Below are 23,293 nucleotides of genomic sequence, written 5' to 3' on the forward strand. Positions count from 1 at the left end.
CCCCCGCCCACGGCAGTCCCCGGGCGATACGCGTGCGAAGGAGCCCGCGATGAGCGAGATGATCACCGCGGACCTGGTCGACCTCGACCTGTCCGCCGATACCAAAGAGGCGGCGGCACGTGCCCTCGCCGAGCGCATGGTCGCCCAGGGCCGGGTCACCGACCTGGACGGCTTCCTCGCCGACGTGGCCGCCCGCGAGGCGCAGATGCCGACCGGCCTGGACGGCGGCATCGGCATCCCGCACTGCCGCAGCGAGTACGTCACCGAGCCGTCGCTCGCCTTCGGGCGCAGCGCCGAGGGCGTCGACTTCGGCGCACCCGACGGCCCCGCCGACCTGATCTTCCTGATCGCCGCGCCCGCAGGCGCCGACGACGCCCACCTGACGATCCTCTCCGCCCTGGCCCGCCAGCTCATGAACGCCGAGTTCACCTCCGCCCTGCGCGCGGTGGGCGACGCGGAGAGCGCGGCGGCCCTGATCCGCGGCGACGAACCCGAGGGCGGCACAGACTCCGCCGCGACGCCGGTGGCGGCCTCCGCCGGCGCCGCGGCGGGCAGTTCCCCGGCCGATGTCTCTACGGCTGCCGCGCACACCGGCGCCGACGAGCAGCCGTTCCGTATCGTCGCCGTCACCTCCTGCCCGACCGGTATCGCGCACACCTACATGGCGGCCGAGGCGCTGGAGAACGCGGGCCGCGACGCCGGTGTCGAACTCGTCGTGGAGCCGCAGGGCTCGGCCGGTTTCACCCGGCTCGACCCGGCGGTGATCGCGGCGGCGGACGCCGTGATCTTCGCCCACGACGTGCCTGTACGGGAGAAGGAGCGCTTCGCCGGCAAGCCGACCGTCGACGTCGGCGTGAAGGCGGGCATCAACCGTCCCACCGAGCTGATCAGCGAGGTCCGCGGCAAGGCGGAGCGCGGCGAGGTCACCGGCGGATCCGCGCCGACCCCGGTCGAGCGCGGCGGCGAGGCGGGCGAGGGCTACGGCTCCATGCTCCGCAAGTGGCTGATGTCCGGCGTGAGTTACATGGTCCCGTTCGTCGCGGCGGGCGGTCTGCTGATCGCCCTCGGCTTCGCGATCGGCGGCTACGAGATCAAGTCGGCGCCCTCGGTCATGCAGCACTTCGTGTGGACGCAGACCGACAGCTGGGCCGCGCTGATGTTCCAGATCGGCGCCGTCGCCTTCGGCTTCCTGGTCCCGGTGCTGGCCGGCTACATCGCCTACGGCATGGCGGACCGGCCAGGGCTGGTGCCCGGCTTCGTCGGCGGCATGATCGCCTCCACCATCAACGCGGGCTTCCTCGGCGGCCTGGCCGCCGGTCTGATCGCCGGTGGTGTGGTGCTGGCGATCCAGAAGGTGAAGATCCCCAAGGCGGTGCGCGGGATCATGCCCGTGGTGGTGATCCCGCTGATCTCCACGGCGATCGTCGGGTTCCTGATGTTCGTGGTCATCGGGAAACCGATCGCCTCGGCGCAGAAGGGCATGACCGACTGGCTCAACGGCCTCAGCGGCTCGAACGCGATCCTGCTGGGCGCCCTGCTCGGCCTGATGATGTGCTTCGACCTCGGCGGCCCGGTCAACAAGGTCGCGTACACCTTCGCCACGGCGGGCATCGCGGTCTCCAGCCCGAGCGACTCGGCGATGAAGATCATGGCCGCTGTCATGGCGGCCGGTATGGTCCCGCCGCTGGCGATGGCCCTGGCGACGACCGTGCGCGGCAAGCTGTTCACCGAGACCGAGCGCGAGAACGGCAAGGCCGCCTGGGTGCTGGGTGCCTCGTTCATCTCCGAGGGCGCGATCCCGTTCGCTGCGGCCGACCCGCTGCGGGTCATCCCGTCCGCGATGGTGGGCGGCGCGATCACCGGCTCCCTGTCGATGGCGTTCGGCGCGACCCTGCGGGCCCCGCACGGCGGCATCTTCGTGGTCCCGCTGATCGGCCACGCGTTCCTCTACCTGATCGCCATCGCGGTCGGCATGTGCGTCACGGCGGCCCTGGTCGTCGTACTGAAGGGCATGCGCAAGCCGGCCGTCGGCAGCACGGCCCCCGGAGCACCGGAGGACATATCCGCCCCTGCGGCGGACACGAAGCAGCCGGTCGCCGTCTAGCCGCTTTCCGGCCTCTTTCGAGCCTCTTTTGGGCCGCCGTGAGATGTTCACGGCAACTGCGAGATACGTCACGGTCCGGGACCACGGTCCCGGACCGTGGTGTCTACTGGAACGCATGCCTGAGCACGTCTCGATCCTCCAGCTGACCGGTGTGGCCGTTCTCGCCCTGGCGACCGTCGCCTGGGTGTTCGGCCTGACGCGCGTCCTGCGCCGTTCCCTCGTCGAGCCCACCACGTGGCACGCGGCCCACCCGCTCCACGGCCTCCCGAACCAGCGCCGCACCGCGCCCCACGTGGAGTCCGTCGAACTGACCCCGGCCGAGCGGGACGCCTTCGCGGGTCTGGTACGACAGCTCAGCGACGGGCGTTGAAGCCTTCCCCGTTCACCTCGGTCAGGAGACCTGCGCCGCCCGCCGCTCCATGGCGTCGCGGGCCGCGTCCTCGCTGACGTACACCTCGCACATGTGACGGCCGTCCGGTGTCGCCGTGTGCTCGACCTCCCACAGGGAGATCTCCGCGCCGTCCTGCAACAGGAACGCGTGCTCGTAGAGCGAGAAGCACAGCGCTGCACGGCCCGCTCGGAACGGGCGGCCGAAGGCCTGCGTGATCTGGTGCGCGAACGCCGTCTCCAGCAGCGCGGCCGTCTCCTCGTCCGGCCGGTCCACGTTCTCCGCCCGGCGCAGTAAACGGCGCGCGTGGTCCGCGGAGTCGTCCGCCAGATACGTGTGCCGGGGCTCAGGGATCGGCGACAGCTGCACCAGCACCGGCAGTTCGAAGTCCGGGGTGTCCGGCGGCAGCGGCAGGCGCGCGGTCGCGACGCGCAGCTCGTCCTCGTCGACATACACCTCGTGCTGCGTCTCGCGGCCCAGCACCGTGTTGTGGACGAGCTCCCACAGGGTGAGCGCGGAGCCGTCGGCGAGCAGCCAGGTGTGCCGGTACGTCTCCCGGTGCAGGCCGGCGCTGTGGTGCGCCGAGTGCAGCGAACTGTCGTGCGCCAGCGCGCAGTCGAGACGCCGTATCGTCTCGTCCGGCAACTCGAAGGAGTTCAGGGCACGGCCGAGGAGTCGCGCGAGGTGCTCCTCCGGAGACTCGGGCGACTCGGGTTGTTCGTACGCTGCCGTGTCGTACGGAACGCTCAAGGCTTCTCCCGGCGTTGCTGCATGTCACCTTGTGGGTGCATACCGTAGCCCCTCGGTCGGACATCATGTCTGTGAACCGAGAAAACGTCTGCCCGGAAAACGCGCGGGCCGCGCGAGATGTTCCCGCGCGGCCCGAAGATCCGTCAAAACCCGCCGGTCAGGCGGCACTTCCGGCGGTCCACTCGCTCCACGCCATGTTCCAGCCGTTGAGTCCGTTGTCCGGGTCCACTGTCCTGTCGGGGGAGTTCTTCACGATCACGACGTCCCCGATGAGGGAGTTGTCGTAGAACCACTTGGCGTTCGTCGCGCCCTGCGCGCCCTGTACGTCCGCGAGCCCGACACAGCCGTGGCTGGTGCCCGTCCGGCCGAAGGGCGGATTGGACCTGCTGTACCAGTAGTTGCCGTGGATGAACGTCCCCGACGAGGTCAGGCGCATCGCGTGCGGCACGTCCGGGATGTCGTACTCCCCGCCCAGACCGACCGTCCGGCTGTCCATCCGCGTCTGCGTGAACTTCTCGGAGATCACCATCTGGCCGTTGTACGTGGTGTGTTCGGGGCTGCCGGAGGAGATCGGCAGCGACTTGAGGGTCTGGCCGTCCCGTACGACCGTCATGGTCTGCGTGTTGACGTCGACCGTGGAGACCTGTGAGCGGCCGATGGTGAAGCTCACGGTCTTCTTCTGCACGCCGTAGACGCCGTTGGCGCCCTGCACGCCGTCCAGGTCGATCTTCATCGTGACCTTGGAACCGGCCTTCCAGTAGTCCTGCGGCCGGAAGTCGAGCCGCTGCGCCCCGAACCAGTGCCCCGCGACCTGCTGCCCGCTGCTGGACGTCACCGTGATGTGCGACTGCACGGTCTTCTTGTCGCTGATCACCTTGTCGAAGGTGAACGACACCGGCATCCCGACGCCGACCGTCGTCCCGTTGTCCGGGGTGTACGTCCCGATGAAGCTGTTGCTCGAAGTGACGGTGGTGAAGATGGAGTTGGCGGCCGCGGTCTTCCCGCTGGAGTCCTTCGCGGTGGCCGATATCTGGTACTTGGTCCCGCGCTCCAACTGCTCCTTCGGCTTCCAGGTACTGCCGTTGGCGGATATCGCGCCGTCCACGGCCTCCCCCGACCCGGAGACCGTCATCTTCACGTCGGTCAACGTGCCGTCGCTGACCTTCACGCCGGTGGAGTTGATGGACGCGTTCGTCGCGCCGTCCTTGGCGGAGATGGCGATCTTCGCGGTGGACGTCCTGGCGGTCGTGTTGCCGCCGCCCTTGTTGTCGGTGTTGGCGTCCGCGCTGGCGTTGCCACCGCACGCGCTGAGGGTGAGGGTGCCGACCACCAGGGCGGCGATGGCCCCCAGTACGCGCCGCGCTGCTATGTCCGGCGTTGTCACGGGCTGCTCCAGGTTCGTGTGGTGTACGCGATGCGTGATCCGCTGCGATGCGTGGACAAAGAGGGGCCGCACGCCCGTACGGGTTCCTCGCGTTCTTCATGGACGCCGTCCGGTGACAGAACCGGGACATCTGCGGGGCGGGGTCCGGTGGCGGGCCGCCTGCGTCCCGCCGGCACGCCGCCTCGGCCCAGCGGCCGGCCCCGGGTGGGTAGTTGCTGGAGGCTGGGGGTAAATCTAACCACTGTCACGACAGTTGACTGGTTAGAAAGCCTCCGACCTCCAGAGGGTGCCTACCGTCTCCCGTACAGCTCCTCGTACGACGGCCACGTTCCGCCCGGTCCGTCCACCGGCTCGGCGGCGCGTACCGCGCGGACGATCGCGCGGGTCACGACGTCCGCTCCGGCCGCGAGGACGGCGTTGAGGGCGAGGGGGTTCTCGCCGTCGAGCGGGCGGGATCCGGTGGCGAGCGTGAACACCGTGTCCCCGTCGTTCAGCAGGTGCACCGGACGTACGGCGCGCGCGATGCCGTCGTGTGCCGTGCCGGCCAGCTTCTGGGCCTGCGCCTTGGTGAGTTCGGCGTCCGTGGCGACCACCGCGAGCGTGGTGTTCAGCGGGGGAGGCGCGTTCTTCGCGGCGGCCTCGGCGAGGCGCAGGCGTGCGGCCTCGTGGACGTGCGGCTCGGGATACTCCACCCGTCCCCGGAACAACTCCCCGTACAGCACGCCCGTTTCGGGGTCCGTCGCCGAACCCGCCGCGTTGGCCACCACCAGCGCCGCCACCGTGATCCCCGACTCCAGCACGACGCTCGCGGTCCCTACCCCGCCCTTCAACGGCCCGACCACCGCCCCGGTACCGGCACCCACACACCCCTCGCGCACCCGCACCCCGGGCCCGCTGATCGCTGCGGCCTCCACGGCGGCCCGTCCGGTGGCCGCGTCCGGCCTGGCCCGGAAGGTGCCACCCCGCCCCAGGTCGAAGACACAGGCCGCGGGCACCACCGGCACGACGTGCGCCGGATCCGCGCCGACCCGAACCCCGCGCCCCTGCTCCTCCAGCCAGGCCATCACCCCGGACGCGGCATCCAGCCCGTACGCGCTGCCGCCGGTCAGCACGATCGCGTCGACCCGCTGCACCAGGTTCCGCGGATCGAGCGCGTCGGTCTCCTTGGTGCCTGGCCCGCCGCCCCGCACATCCACGGCGGCCACCGCCCCGCCCTCCGGCGCGAGCACGACTGTGGTCCCGGTGAGCCAACCGTCCCCCGACCGCGTCGCATGCCCCACCCGCACCCCGGCCACATCCGTCAACGCGTCAACTGTCATGGAGGTCAGTCTTGCCCAGCACCCGGCCGATTCGGGGACGGTCGGCACGGTGCGCGCCGGTGATCCGCGAACGGTCAACCCGACTTGGGCCACTGTTCCCGTACCGGTCGGCTGAGCTTCGGCGACTGTTCCGCCGGCGGCCGGTCCAGCGCGTGCGGCGGTTCCGGTGACAGTGGGTCGGGTGCGCGTCGCTGTTGCCGTGCCGGTCCGTTCGGCGTGCCCGGCCGATCCGGTGGCCGTCAGTCCATCGGCGCCGACGCCTCGGCCCCGCTCTCCCCGGCGGCAGCCGTCCGTGCCGTCAACGTCACCCCGACCGCCACCGTCAGCGCCGACACCAGCCCCGCCGCGAGCACCGCCCACTGCCCCAGGAACGTGCAGCAGATGACCAGCAACGCGGCCACGGGGAGCACCAGTTGCTGAGCGATGCCCACCTTGTAGTGGCGGGCGTGGAGCGCCCAGACGGTGAGCAGGTACAGCGCCGCCGGCAGGGTCACCGCGGCGGACGCCGCCAGTGTCGAGATGTGTGCCTTGCCGACCGCCTGGGTGACCGCCACCTCCAGGCCCGCGCCGATCGTGGCCGCCGAGGCGAAGATCAGGTAGTGGCCGTAACCCCACAGGAACGCCTGCCGGTTGGAGCGAAGGTGCCCGTGGATCGGCACCACGAAGTAGATCCACCAGGCCGCGAACACGATCAACAGCCCGCCGGCGGCGATGGGCAGCAACTCGCCCAGCGCGTCGTTCTCGTCCACCCCCGACTTCACGGCGACCGTCGCCGCCGCGATCGTCTCGCCCAGCACGATGATCGTGAACAGCCCGTACCGCTCGGAGATGTGGTGCGGATGCCAGTGCGTCGCGTAGTCCTTCTCCGCGTAGAGCGGCACGCACAACTCCGCGATCACCATCACCAGGAACACCCACACCCGCGCGTGCTCCGGCAGGACCACCAGCCCCAGCCAGCCGACCAGGCAGAGGAGCACACCACCCGCGTACCGCAGGGCCATCGTCCGCTCCGGGCCCCGGGCCGCCCGCGCCGCCCGCAGCCACTGCGCGGCCATCGCCAGCCGCATGATCAGGTAGCCGAGCCAGACGACCACGTAGTCGTGCTGCTCGAAGGCCCGCGAGACCCCGGCCGCGAGGACCAGGACGCCGGCGATCTGGACCAGGGTGACGACCCGGTACAGCACGTCGTCGTTGTCGTAGGCCGAGGCGAACCAGGAGAAGTTCATCCAGGCCCACCAGATCGAGAAGAACTGCATCGCGTAGTTCAGGACGCCCTCGCCCGCATGCCCCGCCGCGACGGCGTGCGCCAGCTGGAGGCCCGCCTGTGCGATGGCCACGACGAAACACAGGTCGAAGAACAGCTCCAGCGGCGAGGCGACCCGGTGCGGCTCGTCCCGGCCTCGGGCGGTGAGCGGGCGCAGGGGTCGTAGGGGGCGCTGGGGGCTGTGGGTCTCGGACGTCATGGGGCCAAGCACAGCAGATGACGTCCGCCGGGCGCCGTACCCTGGAGGCATGAGTACTCCCACCGCCCCCGAGCCGCGCGATCCGAAGCCCGCGCTGGTCTTCGACGACCCGCTGAGCCGGCCGTCCTCGGACGACACGGACCGCGGGTGGGGCGAGCGGCCCGAGGGCGACAGCGCGGCCGACCTGAAGCGCTTCCTCGACGAGAAGCCGCCCCACCACATCTGAGCCCTCGGCTACGGCTCCCGGTGTCCCTCGCCGCGCTGCGCGACCAGCGCGTCGCGGATCTCCTTGAGGACCTCCAGCTCGGTGATCTCGATGACCTCCTGCGTGCCCTCCTTGGCCTTGCGCTGGGCCTCCGCCCGGGCCAGGTACTTCGACATCGGCAGGACCATCAGGAAGTAGACGACCGCCGCGGTGATCACGAAGCTGAGGGCGGCTCCCAGAACGGAACCCCACATCAGCTGGATGCCCTTGTCGCCCGAGCAACTGCTGCTCAGGCACGAGCTGTAGGTGTCCAGGTTCTGTGTGCCGATCGCCCCGACGAGCGGGTTGATGATCCCCTTCACCACCGAGTTGACGATGTTCGTGAAGGCGGCGCCGATGACGACCGCGACTGCCAGATCGACGACGTTCCCGCGCATCAGGAAGGCCTTGAAGCCCTGCCAGACGCCCGATTCCTTCTTCTTCTCGCTCAACTCGGAGCCTCTTCTCGCACGTGCAGGGTGTGGAACCAACAGCTCCGCAACCTACGTCAAGGCCCGGCCGCCCTGTCCAATTCAGTAACTCCAACGAGGGACTTGACACGAATTCGCACAGGCGACGGAAGGCCTGGATCACGACACGTAGCGCACGGTTCACCACAGCGTCACCGCCAACCGTGCCGTGGCGCTCGCGCCGGCCAGCCGCGCCGCCGTGGAGCGCGGCACCGACAGCACCACCAACGCCCCGCCGCCGTCCGCCACTTCGAGCGGCTCGGGCACCTTCGTCACCCGCGCCCCGCGCGCGACCACGTGCGCGTCACCGCCCGCCGCCGACTCCTCGGCGGCGATCACATCGACCCGGTCGCCGGCCCGCAACAGCCGGACCGTACCGGCGTCGGCGATCCGCACCGGCGCCGACACCCACGCGACCGCCCGCCGCTGCCGTACCGGATCGGCCACCGGATGCCCGCGAGGCCGCTCACTGTGCCGCGCCTCCGCCGCATCACGCGGGCCCGCCGCCACGAGCGCGGCCGCGGTCAGCGCGAGCCCCGCGGCCAGGGCCCGCCTTCGATGCCGTAGCAACCGACGCAGTTGATACCGACCGCCGCGCACCCGCACCGGCGCGAAGTGCGGCACCTCGCACGTGGGCGGAGCGTCGGTGCCCAACGGGCGAGGGAAGGAGAGATGGGAGGGAGGGGCGAGGGACATGTGGACCACCACCTGCGACGAGGGATCGGCTTGCGGTCCCACGATGCGGCAATCCGCCGAGGTCCGCCGGAGCCCGTGTGCTACCCGCCGGTTGTGGACAACTCCCTCACCCGAACGGCAAGTTCCGCATCCCCGGCCCTCTCCACACCCCCAGCCACAGCGGCTACGGCACCCACCGCGGCTACGGCAGCTCGAACCCCGGGTCCATCCCGCCCAGCGCGTTCGCGCACAGGCAGTCCCGCGCCCCGGTCTCCGGCAGCGCCGCCACCGTGTCGAACAGCACGCCCCGCAGCCGGTCCACGTTGGCCGCGAACACCCGCAGCACCTCGTCGTGGGAGACGCCCTCGCCGGTCTCGGCGCCCGCGTCGAGGTCGGTGACCAGGGTCAACGAGGAGTAGCAGAGCTCCAGTTCGCGGGCGAGCGCCGCCTCGGGGTGGCCGGTCATGCCGACCACCGACCAACCCTGCGCCTGGTGCCACAACGACTCGGCGCGGGTCGAGAAGCGCGGGCCTTCGATCACCACGAGCGTGCCGCCGTCGACCGGTTCCCAGTCCCGCCCGCGCGCCGCCTTCAGCGCGGCCGCCCGGCCGGTCGGGCAGTAGGGGTCGGCCAGGGACACGTGCACCACGTTCGGCACCGCGCCGCCGGGCAGCGGGAGTCCGTCGAAGTACGTGCCCGTCCGGGACTTCGTACGGTCCACGAGTTGATCCGGCACCAGCAGCGTGCCCGGCCCGTACTCGGGGCGCAGCCCGCCCACCGCGCACGGACCGAGGACCTGGCGCACCCCGACGGAGCGCAACGCCCAGAGGTTGGCCCGGTAGTTGATGCGGTGCGGCGGCAGATGGTGGCCGCGCCCGTGCCGGGGCAGGAACGCGACCCGCCGGCCGGCGATCTCGCCGAGGAAGAGGGAGTCGCTGGGCGGTCCGTAGGGGGTGTCCACCTGGATCTCGGTCACGTCGTCGAGGAACGAGTAGAACCCGGAGCCACCGATTACGCCGATCTCTGCGTTCGCCATGGCCAGCACCCTAGCCGCCGAAAAGCCTCAGGAACGGGCGCGGGGACGAACGCGGGAACCGGCTCCGGAAACGCCGAAAACCCTGTCGTCGTAGGACGACAGGGTCCCGCGACGAAAAGGCTTACGCGGCGGAGCTGTTGCTGGACGAGGAGCCCGAGCTCGACGACTTCGACTTCGAGTCCGAGGACGACGAAGTGGTCGACGGGGTGGACGGCTTCGAGTCCGAGGACGTCGACGGCTTCGCGGTGGCCGGCGAGCTGCTCGACGAGGAGCCGCGGCTGTCGTTCCGGTAGAAACCGGAGCCCTTGAAGACAATGCCGACCGCGGAGTACACCTTCTTCAGGCGGCCACCGCAATTGGGGCACTCGGTCAGGGCGTCGTCGGTGAACTTCTGCACCGCCTCAAGGCCCTCGCCGCACTCGGTGCACTGATACTGGTAGGTCGGCACTGTTGTCTTCCTCCTGGCACTCTCACTCAATGAGTGCTAACGAGCGTCCATAGTGACGTATTCCCGGGGATCAGTCCACTGCCACCGGCACGCGGTGACCGACGCCACGTGCCACGGTGCGGCTGTGGGGCCGGGTCGCGAGGCGTGACCGGAGGGCCACCAGGGTCCCCAGGGCGAGCACCGTACCGGCCATCGGCACCAGGAAACCGGCGCCGCCCCACAGGCGGTCCTCCAGCTGTCCGGCGACCGTGACGGCGGCGGCCTGGCCGAGGGCGACCGCGCCGGTCAGCCAGGTGAAGGCCTCCGTGCGGGCGCCGACCGGGACGAGCCCCTCGACCAGCGTGTAGCCGGTGATCAGGGCGGGCGCGATGCACATGCCCACCAGGAGGCCGAGGCCGGCCAGCAGCAGCACCGAGTGGGCGGTCCACAGGGCGGACGCGGTCAGCGCGAGCGCCGCGTAGCCGACCAGGAGGCGGCGCTGCGGGGCGACCTTCCAGGCGACGGCACCGCAGACGAGGCCGGAGAGCATGTTGCCGGCGGCGAAGGTGCCGTAGAGGACGCCGTTCAGGCCGGGTTCGCCGATCGACTCGGTGTAGGCGGCCAGGGAGACCTGCATGCCGCCGAAGACGGAACCGATGCCCAGGAAGGTCACGATCAGCACGCGCACCCCGGGGATGCTCAGTGCGGAGACGTGCTCCACGCGTGCGTGCCCGGCGAGGGCCACCTTGGGCTGGGTGCTCTTCCGGGCGGCGAACAGCAGGCCGCCGATGAGGGTGAGCGCGGCCTCCGTGATCAGGCCCGCGGCCGGGTTCACGGCGGTGCACAGGGCGGTCGCCAGGAGGGGGCCGAAGACGAAGGTCAGCTCGTCCGTGACGGACTCGAAGGCCGCCGCGGTGCTCAGCAGCGGGGAGTCCTGGAGCTTCACGCCCCAGCGGGCGCGCACCATGGGCCCGATCTGCGGTACCGAGACACCGGTCGGCACGGCCGCCACGAACAGCGCCCACAGGGGCGCGTGGCCGAGCGCGAGGGCCGTGAAGGTGAGGCCCGACAGGGTGTGCACCAGGACGCCGGGGAGCAGGACGGCCCGCTGTCCGTGGCGGTCGGCCAGCCGTCCGCTGTAGGGCGCGAACAGGGCCATGGAGACGCCGGTGACGGCCGCGGCGGCGCCCGCCGCGCCGTAGGAGCCGCTGGTGTGCTGCACGAGCAGCACGATGGAGATGGTGAGCATCGCGAACGGCTGACGTGCCGCGAAGCCGGGAAGCAGGAACGTCCAGGCGCCACGCGTGCGCAGCAGCTGCCCGTATCCGGGACGGGATCCCGTCCCGGAGGTGACCGTGGATGCCACGGCCCGTGCCTTTCTGCCACCTGGTAGCGCGCCCTGTGCGGGGGGCGCCGAGAGCTGTCCTCTTGCGCGGAACTGCGGTAGATACCGGTGCCCACGCGGAGAGGGATTCGGCCGCCATACGGTCGCGCCAGCACTGCGTCAGGCAGAGTTGGTTCGATCAGAATGTGCCTTCATCGTACAGGTGATCAGGGCCGGTGAGCCTGTGAAAACGGGCACCACGCGCGCGTTCACCTGCGATTGGAGAACATGTGAACCGTACGAAACATGCCCTTAACGACCGGCGCCCGCGCCGGCGCCGTCCGTGCCCAGCCACCCCGCCAGCTTGCCGCCGTGGCCCACCGCGCGCAGCCGCCGTTCCGCCGCGTCCCGGACGGGGTCCGTGGCGACCACGAGGAGTTCGTCCCCGCGCCGCAGGACCGTCGAGGGCAGCGGGACAAACGATTTTCCGTCGCGTACGACGAGGGTGACCGCGGCCCCGGCCGGCAGCCTCAGCTCGTTGACCTCGACGCCGTGCATCTTCGACTCCCCGGGGATCGCGACGGACAGCAGATGCCCGCGCAGCCGCTCCAGGGGCGCCGATTCGATGCCGAGGTCGGCGGCCTCCGCCCCCTCGCCCAGCTTCAGCTTGCGGGCCAGCCAGGGCAGCGTCGGCCCCTGGACGAGGGTGTAGACGACGACCAGGACGAAGACGATGTTGAAGATGCGGCGGCTGCCCTCGACGCCGTTCACCATGGGGATCGTCGCCAGGATGATGGGCACGGCGCCGCGCAGCCCGGCCCAGGACATGAGGGTCTGCTCCTGCCAGGGCACCCGGAACGGCGTGAGGCTCACCACCACGCTGAGCGGCCGGGCCACCATCGTCAGCACCAGGCCGATGAGGAGCGCGGGCCAGACGTCGTCCCCCAGCTCGTGCGGGGTGACCAGCAGGCCGAGCAGGACGAACATGCCGATCTGGGCGATCCAGCCGAGCCCCTCGGCGAAACCGCGCGTGGCGGGCCAGTGGGGCAGCTTGGCGTTGCCGAGCACCATCGAGGCGAGATAGACCGCCAGGAAGCCGCTGCCGTGCGCCAGGGCGCCCGCCGCGTACGCGGTGACCGCGATCGCCATGACGGCGATCGGGTAGAGGCCGGAGGCGGGCAGCGCCACGTGCCGCATCCCCCAGGAGCCGAGCCACCCCACCGCGATGCCCATGGCCGCGCCGATGGCCAGCTCCAGGGCTATCTCGGCCACCAGCATGTACCAGTGCTCGACCGGGCCGGCCGTGGAGAAGGCGACGACCAGGATGACCACCGGGGCGTCGTTGAAGCCGGACTCGGCCTCCAACGTGCCCGTCACGCGCGCGGGGAGGGGGATTCTCCGCAGCACGGAGAAGACCGCCGCCGCGTCCGTCGAGGACACCACCGCCCCGATGATGAACGCCTGCCGCCAGTCCAGTCCGACCAGGTAGTGCGCGCCCGCCGCCGTGACGCCGACGCTCACCGCCACCCCCGCCAGTGCCAGGGTGGCGGCCGACGACAGGACCGGCCTGACCTCTTTCCACTTCGTGCCGAGGCCGCCCTCGGCCAGGATCACGACCAGGGCCGCGTACCCGATGACCTGGGTCAGCTCGGTGTTGTCGAAGTGGATGTCGCCGACGCCGTCCTGGCCCATGGCGACGCCGATCCCCAGGTACACGAGCAGGCTGGGGAGCCCGCTGCGCGAGGAGATCCGGACCGCCGCGACGGCGACGAGCAGGACGAGCGAGCAGACGAGCAGCAGCTGGTCGAGGTGGTGGACAGTCAGTGGCCTTCCCTTCCTCGGCTGACGCGCGTACAGGGCGGCAGCACATGTACAGGGGACACGAGGCTGCGGCGCCATGCGTCCAAGTACTTCGTTACCTTACCTAACTCTTGACGCTTTCTTGACACTTCGCGAGGCAAGATCGAACGCCCGTCCGCGTCGGTACCCGACTCCGCGTCAAGTCGCTCGGGACCCTGCGCCTATGGTTGCTCCAGCGTTCAGTCAAAAGCACAGCCCGCCCTGCCGCTCGCGTTAGGACAGCAAGGACAGCGATGCCCCCCAACACCACCGCCTCATCGGGTCATAAGCCCGGCAAGTCCGGCAGGAAAAAGGGGCGCAAAGCCCGTCTACTGGTGCTTGTTCTGGTAATGGCCATCATCGGGGGCATCGTCTACGGCGCGTACTGGTCCGTCAGCACGGTCCGTGCCTCCCTTCCGCAGACCACGGGCTCGATCACGCTCGACGGCCTGTCGGGGCCCGTCGACGTCAAGCGCGACAGCTACGGCATCCCGCAGATCTACGCGTCCTCCGACGCGGACCTGTTCATGGCGCAGGGCTACGTCCAGGCGCAGGACCGGTTCTACGAGATGGACGTGCGCCGGCACATGACCGCCGGGCGGCTGTCCGAGATGTTCGGCAAGAGCCAGGTCAAGGACGACGAGTTCCTGCGCACCCTGGGCTGGGACCGGGTAGCTCAGAAGGAGTACGACACCAAGCTGTCGGCCTCTACGAAGAAGTACCTCCAGGCGTACGCCAAGGGAGTCAATGCCTACCTCAAGGGCAAGGACGGCAAGGACATCTCCCTGGAGTACGCCGCCCTCGGCTTCAAGTACGACTACACGCCCGAGAAGTGGACCCCGGTCGACTCGGTCGCGTGGCTCAAGGCGATGGCCTGGGACCTGCGCGGCAACATGAAGGACGAGATCGACCGCGCCCTGATGACCAGCCGCCTCGGCCCCCAGCAGATCGCGGACCTGTACCCGGACTACCCGTACAGCCGCAACCAGCCGATCGTCACCGAGGGCGAGTACGACGAGTACACCAAGACCTTCGACGGCGGTGACAGCTCCTCCAGCACGTCCACGAGCGGCACGACGGGCTCGACGTCGTCCTCGTCCGGTTCGGCCCTCACGAGCCAGCTGGCGGGCCTCTCGAACGTCCTGGACGACCTCCCGACGGCCGTCGGCGTGAACGGCCAGGGCATCGGCTCCAACTCGTGGGTCGTCGCCGGGAAGAACACCATCACCGGCAAGCCCCTCCTGGCCAACGATCCGCACCTGGAAGCCTCGCTGCCGTCCGTCTGGTACCAGATGGGCCTGCACTGCCGCGCGATCTCCAGCAAGTGCCAGTACGACGTCAGCGGCTACACCTTCGCGGGCATGCCCGGCGTCGTCATCGGCCACAACCAGGACATCGCCTGGGGCATGACCAACTCCGGGGTCGACGTCACCGACCTCTACCTGGAGAAGCTCTCCGGCGACGGCTATCTGTCCGACGGCACCACGAAGCCCTTCACGACCCGCACGGAGACCATCAAGGTCGCCGGCGGCGCGTCCAAGAAGATCGTCGTCCGGGAGACCAACAACGGACCGCTGCTCTCGGACCGCAACGACGAGCTGGTGAAGGTCGGCAAGAAGGCCGCCGTCGACACCGCGGCCCCCGACAGAGGCGACGGCTACGGCATCTCCCTGCGCTGGACCGCCGAGGACCCGGGCACCACCATGGACGCCGTCTTCGCCATCGACAAGGCGTCCGACTGGAGCGAGTTCCGCTCCGCGTCCGCGAAGTTCGACGTGCCCTCGCAGAACCTCGTCTACGCCGACACCAAGAACAACATCGGCTACACGCTGCCCGGCCGCATCCCGATCCGCGGCAAGGGCGACGGCTCGCTGCCCGTGCCCGGCTGGGACTCCAAGTACGACTGGACCGGCTACATCCCGCAGGCCGCCCTGCCGTACGAGTACAACCCGAAGCGCGGCTACATCGTCACCGCCAACCAGGCCGTGATCGACAAGGACAAGTACCCGTACACGCTCACCACGGACTGGGGCTACGGCACCCGTAGTCAGCGCATCACCGATCTGATCCAGTCGAAGATCGACGGCGGCGGCAAGATCTCCACCGACGACATGCGGCAGATGCAGCTCGACGACAGCAGCGAGATCGCCAAGCTGCTCGTGCCCAAGCTGCTGAAGATCGACGAGCCCGACCCGGACGTGCGCGAGGCGCAGAAGCTCCTGGAAGGCTGGGACTACACCCAGGACGCCGACTCGGCGGCGGCCGCCTACTTCAACTCGGTCTGGCGCAACATCCTCAAGCTCGCCTTCGGCAACAAGCTGCCCAAGGAGCTGCGGGTCAAGGGCCAGTGCCTGTACGTCGCCCCGGTCGACACCACCGGTCCCGCCGACGAGGACAACCAGAAGGTGCGCGAGTGCGGCGAGCGTGACGCCGACCAGGCCCAACCGGACGGCGGCGACCGCTGGTTCGAGGTCGTCCGCAAGCTCATGGACGACCCGAACAGCGACTGGTGGAAGACCCCCGCGTCGGGCAACCGCCCGTCGGCGAGCACCATGGACCAGCTGTTCAAGCGCGCCATGATCGACGCCCGCTGGGAGCTGACCGCCAAGCTCGGCAAGGACATCGACACCTGGAGCTGGGGCCGGCTGCACCGCCTGTTCCTGAAGAACCAGACCCTGGGCACCGACGGCCCCGGCATCGTCCAGTACGTCCTCAACCGCGGCCCCTGGAAGCTCAGCGGCGGCGAGGCCACGGTCAACGCCACTGGCTGGAACGCGGCAGGCGGCTACGGAGTCGTCTGGGTGCCGTCGATGCGCATGGTGGTCAACCTCGACGACTTCGACAAGTCCAAGTGGATCAACCTCACCGGAGCCTCCGGGCACGCCTACAGCGCGCACTACACCGACCAGACCGGCAAGTGGGTCAACGGCGAGCTGCTGCCCTGGTCGTTCTCGTCCAAGGCGGTCGACGGCAGCACGAGCGACACCCTGGTGCTGAAACCGTGAACCATTGAACATCCGGACAACCCGAAATGGCCCTCCACGCACGCGTGGAGGGCCATTTCAGTTCCCCGCGAACCGCCGCACACCCGAGGGCGTCACCACCGCCCGCACCGGCCGGTCGTGCGCCTCCGCAGGCACGTGCTCGACGACCTCGGAGTCGTACAGCAGCACCACCAGCGCGGGACGGACACCCGCCCGCTCCAGCCGCGCCAGCACGCGGTCGTACGACCCCCCGCCGCGCCCCAGGCGCATCCCGCGCCCGTCGACCGCCAGACCGGGCAGCAGGACGACGTCGGCGCCGGTCACGGCCTCCGGGCCGAGCCGCTCGCCGGACGGCTCCAACAGGGCCATCTTTCCGCCGTGTCGGACCCGTGCGAGCGAGCCCTCGCCGTCGTAGGCGCCCCAGTCCAGGTCGTTGTCCGGGAGGAGCACCGGGAGCAGGACCTCGACGTCCCGCGCGCGGAGTGCGTCCAGGAGCGCGAGCGTTCCGGGTTCGCTCCCTACGGAGACGTACGCCGCCACTGTGTGCGCGTGCGCCAACTCGGGTAGTTCCAGGGCGCGATCGGCGAGCGCGGCGGCGGCCTCCCGTACGTCATCGGCCGTCAACCTGTTCCTCACCGTGAGGAACTCTCGTCGCAACATTCGCTTGTCAGGCTCAGGTTCATGTCCTAGGTCCCGCACAGGTCTCACCCGTACCCTTCCTAATGTGCTCATATGAGAGCGTTTTAACCGGAGCCACAGATTCTGCACAAAGGCACCGGATAAGGTTCGGGCATGACTCAGTCGCACCCCAGGATCAGCAAGGCTGTCATCCCCGCAGCCGGTCTCGGCACCAGGTTCCTGCCGGCCACGAAGGCAACTCCCAAGGAGATGCTGCCGGTCGTGGACAAGCCCGCGATCCAGTACGTGGTCGAAGAGGCCGCGTCGGCTGGGCTCGACGACGTCCTCATGATCACCGGACGCAACAAGCGACCCCTTGAGGACCACTTCGACCGCAACTACGAGCTCGAATCCGCCCTCCAGAAGAAGGGCGACGCGAGCCGGCTGGCCAAGGTCCAGGAGTCCAGCGACCTCGCGACCATGCACTACGTCCGCCAGGGCGACCCCAAGGGCCTCGGCCACGCCGTCCTGTGCGCAGCCCCGCACGTCGGCCACGAGCCCTTCGCCGTCCTCCTCGGGGATGACCTCATCGACCCCCGCGACCCCCTCCTCGCGCGCATGGTCGAGGTCCAGGAGCAGCACGGCGGCAGCGTCGTCGCCCTCATGGAGGTCGCACCCGAGCAGATCCACCTCTACGGATGCGCGGCCGTCGAGGCCACCGCGGACGACGACGTCGTCAAGGTGACCGGCCTGGTCGAGAAGCCGGACGCGGCCGACGCCCCGTCGAACTACGCGATCATCGGCCGCTACGTCCTCGACCCCCACATCTTCGACATACTGCGCAAGACCGAGCCGGGCCGCGGCGGCGAGATCCAACTCACCGACGCCCTCCAGCAGTTGGCAACGGACGAAAAGATCGGCGGCCCCGTGCACGGCGTCGTCTTCAAGGGCCGCCGCTATGACACCGGCGACCGGGGCGACTATCTGCGTGCCATTGTCAGACTCGCGTGCGAACGTGAAGACCTGGGACCGGACTTCCGGGCCTGGCTTCGCAGTTACGTAGCCGAGGAGATGTAGCAACGTTGAGCACCGCCGCGACCCGCACCACAGGGCCCGACCACCTCTGGACGGTGGACGAGCACCTGGAGGACATCCTCGCGACCGTCCGCCCCCTGGAACCTATCGAGCTGCAACTGCTCGACGCCCAGGGCTGCGTCCTGGTCGAGGACATCACGGTGCCGGTCTCGCTCCCGCCCTTCGACAACAGCTCGATGGACGGATACGCGGTGCGGGTCACGGACGTCGCGGGCGCCAGCGAGGAGTTCCCGGCCGTTCTGACGGTGATCGGCGACGTCGCGGCGGGCCAGGGCGAGCCGCTCCACGTGGGCCCGGGGGAGACCGCCCGCATCATGACCGGCGCCCCGCTCCCGCCCGGTGCCGAGGCCGTCGTCCCCGTGGAGTGGACCGACGGAGGCCTCGGCGGTGGCCCGGTCACCGGCATGCGGGCCCGCAGCCAGGCCCCCGAGGCGGCCACCGGGCACGTGCACGTGTACCGCTCGGCGGAGGCACGCGCGCACGTACGCGCGAAGGGCAGCGACGTGAAGGTGGGCGACCGCGCCCTGGACGCCGGCACCGTCCTCGGCCCGCCGCAGATCGCCCTGCTCGCCGCGATCGGCCGCGGCACGGTCCGCGTACGCCCCCGCCCGCGCGTGGTCGTCATGTCCACCGGCAGCGAACTCGTCCAGCCCGACGAGCAGTTGGGCGACGGCCAGATCTACGACTCGAACAGCTTCGCCCTCACCGCCGCAGCCCGCGACGCCGGAGCCATCGCCTACCGGGTCGGTGCCGTCGCCGACGACGCCGAGACCCTCCGCGACACCATCGAGGACCAGCTCGTCCGCGCCGACCTCCTGGTCACCACCGGCGGCGTGAGCGTCGGGGCGTACGACGTCGTCAAGGAAGCCCTGTCCTCCGTAGGCGACGAGGACGAGGAGGGCGCCGGGATCGACTTCCGCAAGCTCGCCATGCAGCCCGGCAAACCCCAGGGCTTCGGCTCCATCGGCCCCGACCACATCCCGCTGCTGGCCCTCCCCGGCAACCCGGTGTCGTCGTACGTCTCCTTCGAGCTGTTCGTCCGGCCCGCGATCCGCGCCCTGATGGGCCTGGACGACGTCCACCGTCCCAGGACCCGGGCCACCCTCACCACGGACAAGGCGCTGACCTCCCCGAAGGGCCGCAGACAGTTCCTGCGCGGGACGTACGCCGACGGCGCGGTCACCCCCGTAGGGGGCGCCGGATCGCACCTGGTCGCGGCCCTCGCGCTCGCCGACGCGCTGATCGTCGTCCCCGAGGACGTCGAGTCCGTGGAACCCGGCACCGAGGTCGAAGTGGTCCTGCTCGGCTGAGTACTCCTGGTTGGCGGTACCGTGTCGCGCACAACACGCCCGGACCGGGAGCGCCACACAGCATGACTGAGCCATTCCGGGGGGAAACCCCTGGACCCCCTGCGCACGACCGACTGACGCACATCGACGACGCGGGCGCCGCCCGGATGGTCGACGTGTCCGGGAAGGACGTGACCGCGCGCACCGCCACCGCCAGCGGACGCGTCCTCGTCTCGCCCCGCGTGGTCGAACTGCTCCGCGGCGAGGGCGTCCCCAAGGGCGACGCCCTGGCCACCGCGCGCATCGCCGGGATCATGGGCGCCAAACGCACCCCGGACCTCATCCCGCTCTGCCACCCGTTGTCGGTGTCGGGTGTGAAACTGGATCTGTCGGTCGCGGACGACGCCGTACGGATCCGGGCCACCGTGAGGACGACGGACCGCACGGGCGTCGAGATGGAGGCCCTCACCGCGGTCGCCGTCGCCGCACTCACCGTGATCGACATGGTCAAGGCGGTCGACAAGGGAGCGGTCATCACGGACGTACGCGTGGAGGAGAAGACGGGCGGCAAGTCGGGCGACTGGAGCCGGACATGACACCCGACAGCACCCTGCCCGCGCAGTACCGCGCCCTGGTGGTCACCGCCTCCAACAGGGCTGCCTCCGGGGTCTACGAGGACAAGGGCGGCCCCTTGATCGCCGACGGCCTCAAGGACTTCGGCTTCGCGGTCGAGGGCCCGCAGGTGGTCCCCGACGGCGACCCGGTAGAGGCCGCGCTGCGGGCCGCCGTAGAGGCCGGTTACGACGCCGTCGTCACCACCGGCGGCACCGGCGTCTCGCCCACCGACCGCACCCCCGAGGCGACCCGCGCGGTCATCGACTACGAGGTGCCGGGCATCGCCGAGGCCATCCGGGCGTACGGACGGGAGAAGGTGCCGACTTCGGCGCTCTCCCGGGGCCTGGCCGGAGTCGCCCGGGGCACACTGATCGTCAACCTGCCGGGGTCCACCGGCGGGGTGAGGGACGGCCTCGCCGTCCTGGAGCCCCTGCTGGCGCACGCCGTCGACCAGATCCGAGGCGGCGATCACACCAGACCCGCCGACACCAGTGGGGGTGCGAGCTGAACAGCCCATCCTGGCCCGCCGTGCTGGTGGACGGCGACATCGTCCTGAGGCCGATAAAACTGCGTGACCAGCGCGTCTGGCGCGATGTCAACCGGCGCAACCGGGACTGGCTGCGCCCCTGGGAGGCGACGATTCCGCCGCCCACCCCCAGCGGGCCGATCGCGCACCGGCCGACGTACCGGCAGATGGTCCGGCATCTCCGCTCCGAGGCGAACTCGGGCCGGATGCTGCCGTTCGTCATCGAGTACCAGGGGCGCCTGGTCGGTCAGTTGACGGTCGCCGGGATCACCTGGGGTTCGATGTGCTCGGGTCACATCGGCTACTGGGTGGACGAATCGGTGGCCGGGCGCGGAGTGATGCCGACATCCGTGGCACTCGTCGTGGACCACTGTTTCCGTGCCGTGGGACTGCACCGCATCGAGGTCTGCATTCGCCCGGAGAACGGCCCCAGCCGCCGGGTCGTCGAGAAACTCGGATTCCGTGAGGAGGGGCTCAGGCCCCGTTATCTCCACATCGACGGTGCCTGGCGCGACCACCTCGTCTTCGCGCTCACCGCGGAAGAGGTGCCCGAGGGGTTGCTGGCCCGCTGGCAGCGGGCACGCTCCCGGAGCACCCCGCACGACAATCCCGCATAGCGGCAAGCCCGTTGGACTCGAAGCCCAGAAATGGAATAAGTGTTCGAAAGTGATCGGCGGATGACCGTCTTGAGGCAATGAATTCGCCAACTCCGCGGCCTGTTGATCGCATCGGTCACAAAAAAAGCTCGAAATATCAGCCAGATCGTGCGACACACCGGCTCAATTGGCAGATGGCCTCACGCAAACCCCTCTACCGTGTGAGGCGTGAGCAGCAGCGGCCTCATCTACGCAGTCATTGTCGGGGCCTGGGCCGCCTACTTGGTGCCGATGTGGCTCCGTAGGCAGGACGAGCTGAACGAGGCCCGTCCGACGGAACGCTTCAGCACCGCCATCCGGCTGCTGTCCGGACGGGCGGGGATGGAGCGCCGGTACGCCAAGGACCTGCGGGCGCGCTCCACCGACGAGGAGGAGCCCAGCGCCGTCGCGCCGGACGCCGTCACCGACTCGGTGGACGTCCGGGCCTTCGCCATGCCCCCGGCCCGTCCCCAGGTGCACGCGCCCGTCCGGCAGCAGAGCCAGGAGCGGCCGGAAGCGGCGCGAGGACCGGAGCGCGGGGCGGTCCGTGAATCGGAGCGCGCGGCGGCACGGGAGGCAGCGCGCGAACCCGAGCGTGAGCCGGTCCGCGAACCGGCGCGTGAGCAGGCGTCCAAGTCGGCACCCCGCCAAGCCTCCGTGCCGGCCCAGGCGCCCAAGTCCGCACCCGCACCTGCCTCCGCGCCTGAGCGCAAGCGTGTCCCGGTCGCGCGGCGCAGCCCCGCCGGGGAGGCCGCGGCAGCGCGCGCCCGGCGTGTGAAGGTGCTCGCGCGCCGCAGGCGTACCACCGTGATGCTCTTCCTCGCCTTCACGCTCGGCGCGATCGTCGCGGCGGTCGGCGGGCTCGCCCTGCTCTGGGCGCCCGGCGTACCGGCGATCCTGCTCAGCGGGTACATCGCCTACTTGCGCACCCGGGAACGCCGTCGCTTCGCCTACCAGATGGACCGGCGCCGGGCCGAGGTCGCCGCGCAGCGACTGAGGGAACGTCAGTCGCGCAGGCGCGCGTCCGTGGACGCCGGGATCGACGACGCCGAGGAGGGCCCGGAACCGGCGACGGACCCCGGGCTGTCCGCGCTCGCCGCCGACCGTCGCGCCCTCGTCGAGCAGACCGACCACGCCGAGTGGGTCGACCAGCAGCGCGAGCGGCAGCGCCGGCCCGGCCAGGGCGACAGCTGGGACCCGGTACCGGTACCGCTGCCGACGTACGTCACCGCGCCGGTCGCGCCGCGCGCCACGTCCGACGTGGACCTCGGGGCGCCGGACGCGTGGAGTTCGGCCCGCTCCAGCTCCGTAGCGCCGGAGCAGGAGGCGCAGTCCGCCGCGCGGGACGATCGCGATGCCCGCGACACCGGGGATGCTCTGGACGAGGACGCGGAGGACCTGTCGGAGGACAAAGGGACGCCGGACGGCCGCACCGACGCCCGCCGCGCAGCGTCCGCCCGCCGGGCCCGAGAGCGGGGCCGTACCCCCCTGTTCGACCAGTACGAGGACGGCGAACGACCCCGCGCGGCCAACGAGTGACCAGGCAAGGAACGGATTTCCAAGCACCCTGACGGGGATGCTAGAGTTTCACTCGTTGCAAGGGCCTGTGGCGCAGTCTGGTAGCGCACCTCGTTCGCATCGAGGGGGTCTGGGGTTCAAATCCCCACAGGTCCACCGCAGCTCAGAGCCTCAGCCGGAGTGATCCGGCTGGGGCTCTTTGGCGTCGTACAGCAGCGAAGTACAGTAACTACTCTGGATCTTGCTTCCCAAGGTGCCTGCCCGGCTTGCGAAGCGCCCGCCGTGTCGACTCCGAGGGCACGTGCGAGCGCGGCCAGGAGCGAGCCGCACGTGTGCCGGGTGTCGTGCAGCCGGATACGGCGGATACCCGCCCTGGACGAGCGATCGGTGAACCGCCGGTTGGCAAACGCCAGGCCGAAAGGCTCGTGCGGGCCCTCGCCGGATACCTTGTCGGGGCTCACCGAGTCGGGACTAGCGGTGATCGTGAAGCGGCGCGCAGTGGGCAGGGCGACTCCGGAGCGGGGGCGACAGACCATGATCGGTCACACCACGACGGGGACACCACCTGAACGAGTGCGGCCGAAGCCCGA

21 protein-coding genes and 1 tRNA gene are annotated in these 23,293 nt (G+C 70.3%); 11 read left to right on the top strand and 11 right to left on the bottom strand.

The features are described from left to right. Positions 1-49: 49 nt before the first annotated feature. Both OG194_RS26945 and OG194_RS26950 read left to right on the top strand, forming a co-directional pair. Entirely contained in the window at positions 50-2,104 is a 2,055-nt protein-coding gene (locus tag OG194_RS26945; RefSeq protein WP_327403371.1) for a PTS fructose transporter subunit IIABC, read from the top strand. Between the two features lie 115 nt (positions 2,105-2,219). After that, on the top strand, positions 2,220-2,474 hold the full coding sequence (locus OG194_RS26950) for a hypothetical protein (protein WP_327403372.1): 255 nt from the start codon (positions 2,220-2,222) through the stop codon (positions 2,472-2,474). A 21-nt stretch (positions 2,475-2,495) separates the two neighbouring features. Here OG194_RS26950 and OG194_RS26955 read toward each other — a convergent pair whose 3' ends face one another. The 4 genes from OG194_RS26955 to OG194_RS26970 form a co-directional block, all read right to left on the bottom strand. Beyond that, entirely contained in the window at positions 2,496-3,242 is a 747-nt protein-coding gene (locus OG194_RS26955) for a DUF6227 family protein (RefSeq protein ID WP_327403373.1), read from the bottom strand. Positions 3,243-3,399: 157 nt separating this feature from the next. Continuing rightward, entirely contained in the window at positions 3,400-4,626 is a 1,227-nt protein-coding gene (locus tag OG194_RS26960; RefSeq protein WP_327403374.1) for a L,D-transpeptidase, read from the bottom strand. Positions 4,627-4,916: 290 nt separating this feature from the next. Next, positions 4,917-5,945, bottom strand: coding sequence for a P1 family peptidase (locus OG194_RS26965; RefSeq protein WP_327403375.1), 1,029 nt, complete (start codon positions 5,943-5,945; stop codon positions 4,917-4,919). 239 nt (positions 5,946-6,184) lie between these two features. After that, a complete protein-coding gene (locus tag OG194_RS26970) occupies positions 6,185-7,408 on the bottom strand; it encodes a low temperature requirement protein A (RefSeq protein ID WP_327403376.1) in 1,224 nt (407 codons plus the stop codon). Between the two features lie 49 nt (positions 7,409-7,457). Between OG194_RS26970 and OG194_RS26975 the strand changes: the two genes are divergently transcribed. Next, positions 7,458-7,634 (top strand): hypothetical protein, encoded by a 177-nt coding sequence (locus OG194_RS26975; protein WP_019057454.1) that lies wholly within the window; start codon positions 7,458-7,460, stop codon positions 7,632-7,634. An 8-nt stretch (positions 7,635-7,642) separates the two neighbouring features. Here the strand turns inward: OG194_RS26975 and mscL are convergent, their stop codons facing one another. The 6 genes from mscL to OG194_RS27005 form a co-directional block, all read right to left on the bottom strand. Continuing rightward, complete coding sequence (gene mscL, locus OG194_RS26980; RefSeq protein ID WP_019057455.1) at positions 7,643-8,104, bottom strand: large conductance mechanosensitive channel protein MscL; 462 nt, start codon at positions 8,102-8,104, stop codon at positions 7,643-7,645. Between the two features lie 159 nt (positions 8,105-8,263). Next, positions 8,264-8,818, bottom strand: coding sequence for a hypothetical protein (locus OG194_RS26985; RefSeq protein ID WP_327403377.1), 555 nt, complete (start codon positions 8,816-8,818; stop codon positions 8,264-8,266). A 181-nt stretch (positions 8,819-8,999) separates the two neighbouring features. Further along, a complete protein-coding gene (locus tag OG194_RS26990; RefSeq protein WP_327403378.1) occupies positions 9,000-9,833 on the bottom strand; it encodes an S-methyl-5'-thioadenosine phosphorylase in 834 nt (277 codons plus the stop codon). Between the two features lie 121 nt (positions 9,834-9,954). Next, entirely contained in the window at positions 9,955-10,281 is a 327-nt protein-coding gene (locus OG194_RS26995; RefSeq protein WP_327403379.1) for an FmdB family zinc ribbon protein, read from the bottom strand. Between the two features lie 70 nt (positions 10,282-10,351). Further along, positions 10,352-11,626 carry an MFS transporter gene (locus OG194_RS27000; protein WP_327403380.1) on the bottom strand — a complete coding sequence of 425 codons (1,275 nt, stop codon included), beginning with the start codon at positions 11,624-11,626 and terminating at the stop codon, positions 10,352-10,354. Between the two features lie 270 nt (positions 11,627-11,896). Continuing rightward, positions 11,897-13,483, bottom strand: a complete 1,587-nt coding sequence (locus OG194_RS27005; protein WP_327403381.1) for a potassium/proton antiporter — start codon at positions 13,481-13,483, stop codon at positions 11,897-11,899. Between the two features lie 194 nt (positions 13,484-13,677). On the opposite strand from OG194_RS27005, the gene OG194_RS27010 reads away from it, so the two are divergent. Beyond that, positions 13,678-16,428, top strand: a complete 2,751-nt coding sequence (locus tag OG194_RS27010) for a penicillin acylase family protein (protein ID WP_327403382.1) — start codon at positions 13,678-13,680, stop codon at positions 16,426-16,428. A 57-nt stretch (positions 16,429-16,485) separates the two neighbouring features. Here OG194_RS27010 and OG194_RS27015 read toward each other — a convergent pair whose 3' ends face one another. Then, the gene (locus tag OG194_RS27015; RefSeq protein WP_327403383.1) at positions 16,486-17,067 is read right to left on the bottom strand and encodes a 5-formyltetrahydrofolate cyclo-ligase; all 582 of its coding nucleotides are present in this window, start codon (positions 17,065-17,067) and stop codon (positions 16,486-16,488) included. A gap of 132 nt (positions 17,068-17,199) precedes the next feature. Between OG194_RS27015 and galU the strand changes: the two genes are divergently transcribed. From galU to OG194_RS27050, 7 genes are all read left to right on the top strand, one after another. Beyond that, positions 17,200-18,102 (top strand): UTP--glucose-1-phosphate uridylyltransferase GalU, encoded by a 903-nt coding sequence (galU, locus tag OG194_RS27020; RefSeq protein WP_327403384.1) that lies wholly within the window; start codon positions 17,200-17,202, stop codon positions 18,100-18,102. Positions 18,103-18,107: 5 nt separating this feature from the next. Further along, complete coding sequence (glp, locus tag OG194_RS27025; RefSeq protein WP_327403385.1) at positions 18,108-19,430, top strand: molybdotransferase-like divisome protein Glp; 1,323 nt, start codon at positions 18,108-18,110, stop codon at positions 19,428-19,430. A 62-nt stretch (positions 19,431-19,492) separates the two neighbouring features. After that, positions 19,493-20,005 carry a cyclic pyranopterin monophosphate synthase MoaC gene (gene moaC / locus OG194_RS27030; RefSeq protein ID WP_327403386.1) on the top strand — a complete coding sequence of 171 codons (513 nt, stop codon included), beginning with the start codon at positions 19,493-19,495 and terminating at the stop codon, positions 20,003-20,005. Then, on the top strand, positions 20,002-20,532 hold the full coding sequence (locus OG194_RS27035; protein WP_327403387.1) for a MogA/MoaB family molybdenum cofactor biosynthesis protein: 531 nt from the start codon (positions 20,002-20,004) through the stop codon (positions 20,530-20,532). The genes moaC and OG194_RS27035 overlap by 4 nt, the downstream gene beginning before the upstream one ends. Positions 20,533-20,552: 20 nt before the next feature. Continuing rightward, positions 20,553-21,167: a GNAT family N-acetyltransferase gene (locus OG194_RS27040; RefSeq protein WP_327403388.1), complete on the top strand. Its 615-nt coding sequence runs from the start codon at positions 20,553-20,555 to the stop codon at positions 21,165-21,167. A 207-nt stretch (positions 21,168-21,374) separates the two neighbouring features. Beyond that, entirely contained in the window at positions 21,375-22,724 is a 1,350-nt protein-coding gene (locus OG194_RS27045; protein WP_327403389.1) for a gephyrin-like molybdotransferase receptor GlpR, read from the top strand. Positions 22,725-22,785: 61 nt separating this feature from the next. Then, positions 22,786-22,859 (top strand) — tRNA-Ala (locus tag OG194_RS27050). Positions 22,860-23,293 lie beyond the last annotated feature (434 nt).

It is taken from the genome of Streptomyces sp. NBC_01288 (genome assembly GCF_035982055.1).
Classification (GTDB): Bacteria; Actinomycetota; Actinomycetes; order Streptomycetales; family Streptomycetaceae; genus Streptomyces.

What these genes read in the sequence shown, in the direction of transcription:
- OG194_RS26945 (WP_327403371.1), top strand. Translation starts at nt 50, where the DNA reads ATGAGCGAGATGATCACCGCGGACCTGGTCGACCTCGACCTGTCCGCC.
- OG194_RS26950 (WP_327403372.1), top strand. Translation starts at nt 2,220, where the DNA reads ATGCCTGAGCACGTCTCGATCCTCCAGCTGACCGGTGTGGCCGTTCTC.
- OG194_RS26965 (WP_327403375.1), bottom strand. Translation starts at nt 5,945, where the DNA reads ATGACAGTTGACGCGTTGACGGATGTGGCCGGGGTGCGGGTGGGGCAT.
- OG194_RS26970 (WP_327403376.1), bottom strand. Translation starts at nt 7,408, where the DNA reads ATGACGTCCGAGACCCACAGCCCCCAGCGCCCCCTACGACCCCTGCGC.
- OG194_RS26975 (WP_019057454.1), top strand. Translation starts at nt 7,458, where the DNA reads ATGAGTACTCCCACCGCCCCCGAGCCGCGCGATCCGAAGCCCGCGCTG.
- OG194_RS26985 (WP_327403377.1), bottom strand. Translation starts at nt 8,818, where the DNA reads ATGTCCCTCGCCCCTCCCTCCCATCTCTCCTTCCCTCGCCCGTTGGGC.
- OG194_RS26990 (WP_327403378.1), bottom strand. Translation starts at nt 9,833, where the DNA reads ATGGCGAACGCAGAGATCGGCGTAATCGGTGGCTCCGGGTTCTACTCG.
- OG194_RS27005 (WP_327403381.1), bottom strand. Translation starts at nt 13,483, where the DNA reads ATGGCGCCGCAGCCTCGTGTCCCCTGTACATGTGCTGCCGCCCTGTAC.
- OG194_RS27010 (WP_327403382.1), top strand. Translation starts at nt 13,678, where the DNA reads ATGCCCCCCAACACCACCGCCTCATCGGGTCATAAGCCCGGCAAGTCC.
- OG194_RS27015 (WP_327403383.1), bottom strand. Translation starts at nt 17,067, where the DNA reads ATGTTGCGACGAGAGTTCCTCACGGTGAGGAACAGGTTGACGGCCGAT.
- galU (WP_327403384.1), top strand. Translation starts at nt 17,200, where the DNA reads ATGACTCAGTCGCACCCCAGGATCAGCAAGGCTGTCATCCCCGCAGCC.
- moaC (WP_327403386.1), top strand. Translation starts at nt 19,493, where the DNA reads ATGACTGAGCCATTCCGGGGGGAAACCCCTGGACCCCCTGCGCACGAC.
- OG194_RS27035 (WP_327403387.1), top strand. Translation starts at nt 20,002, where the DNA reads ATGACACCCGACAGCACCCTGCCCGCGCAGTACCGCGCCCTGGTGGTC.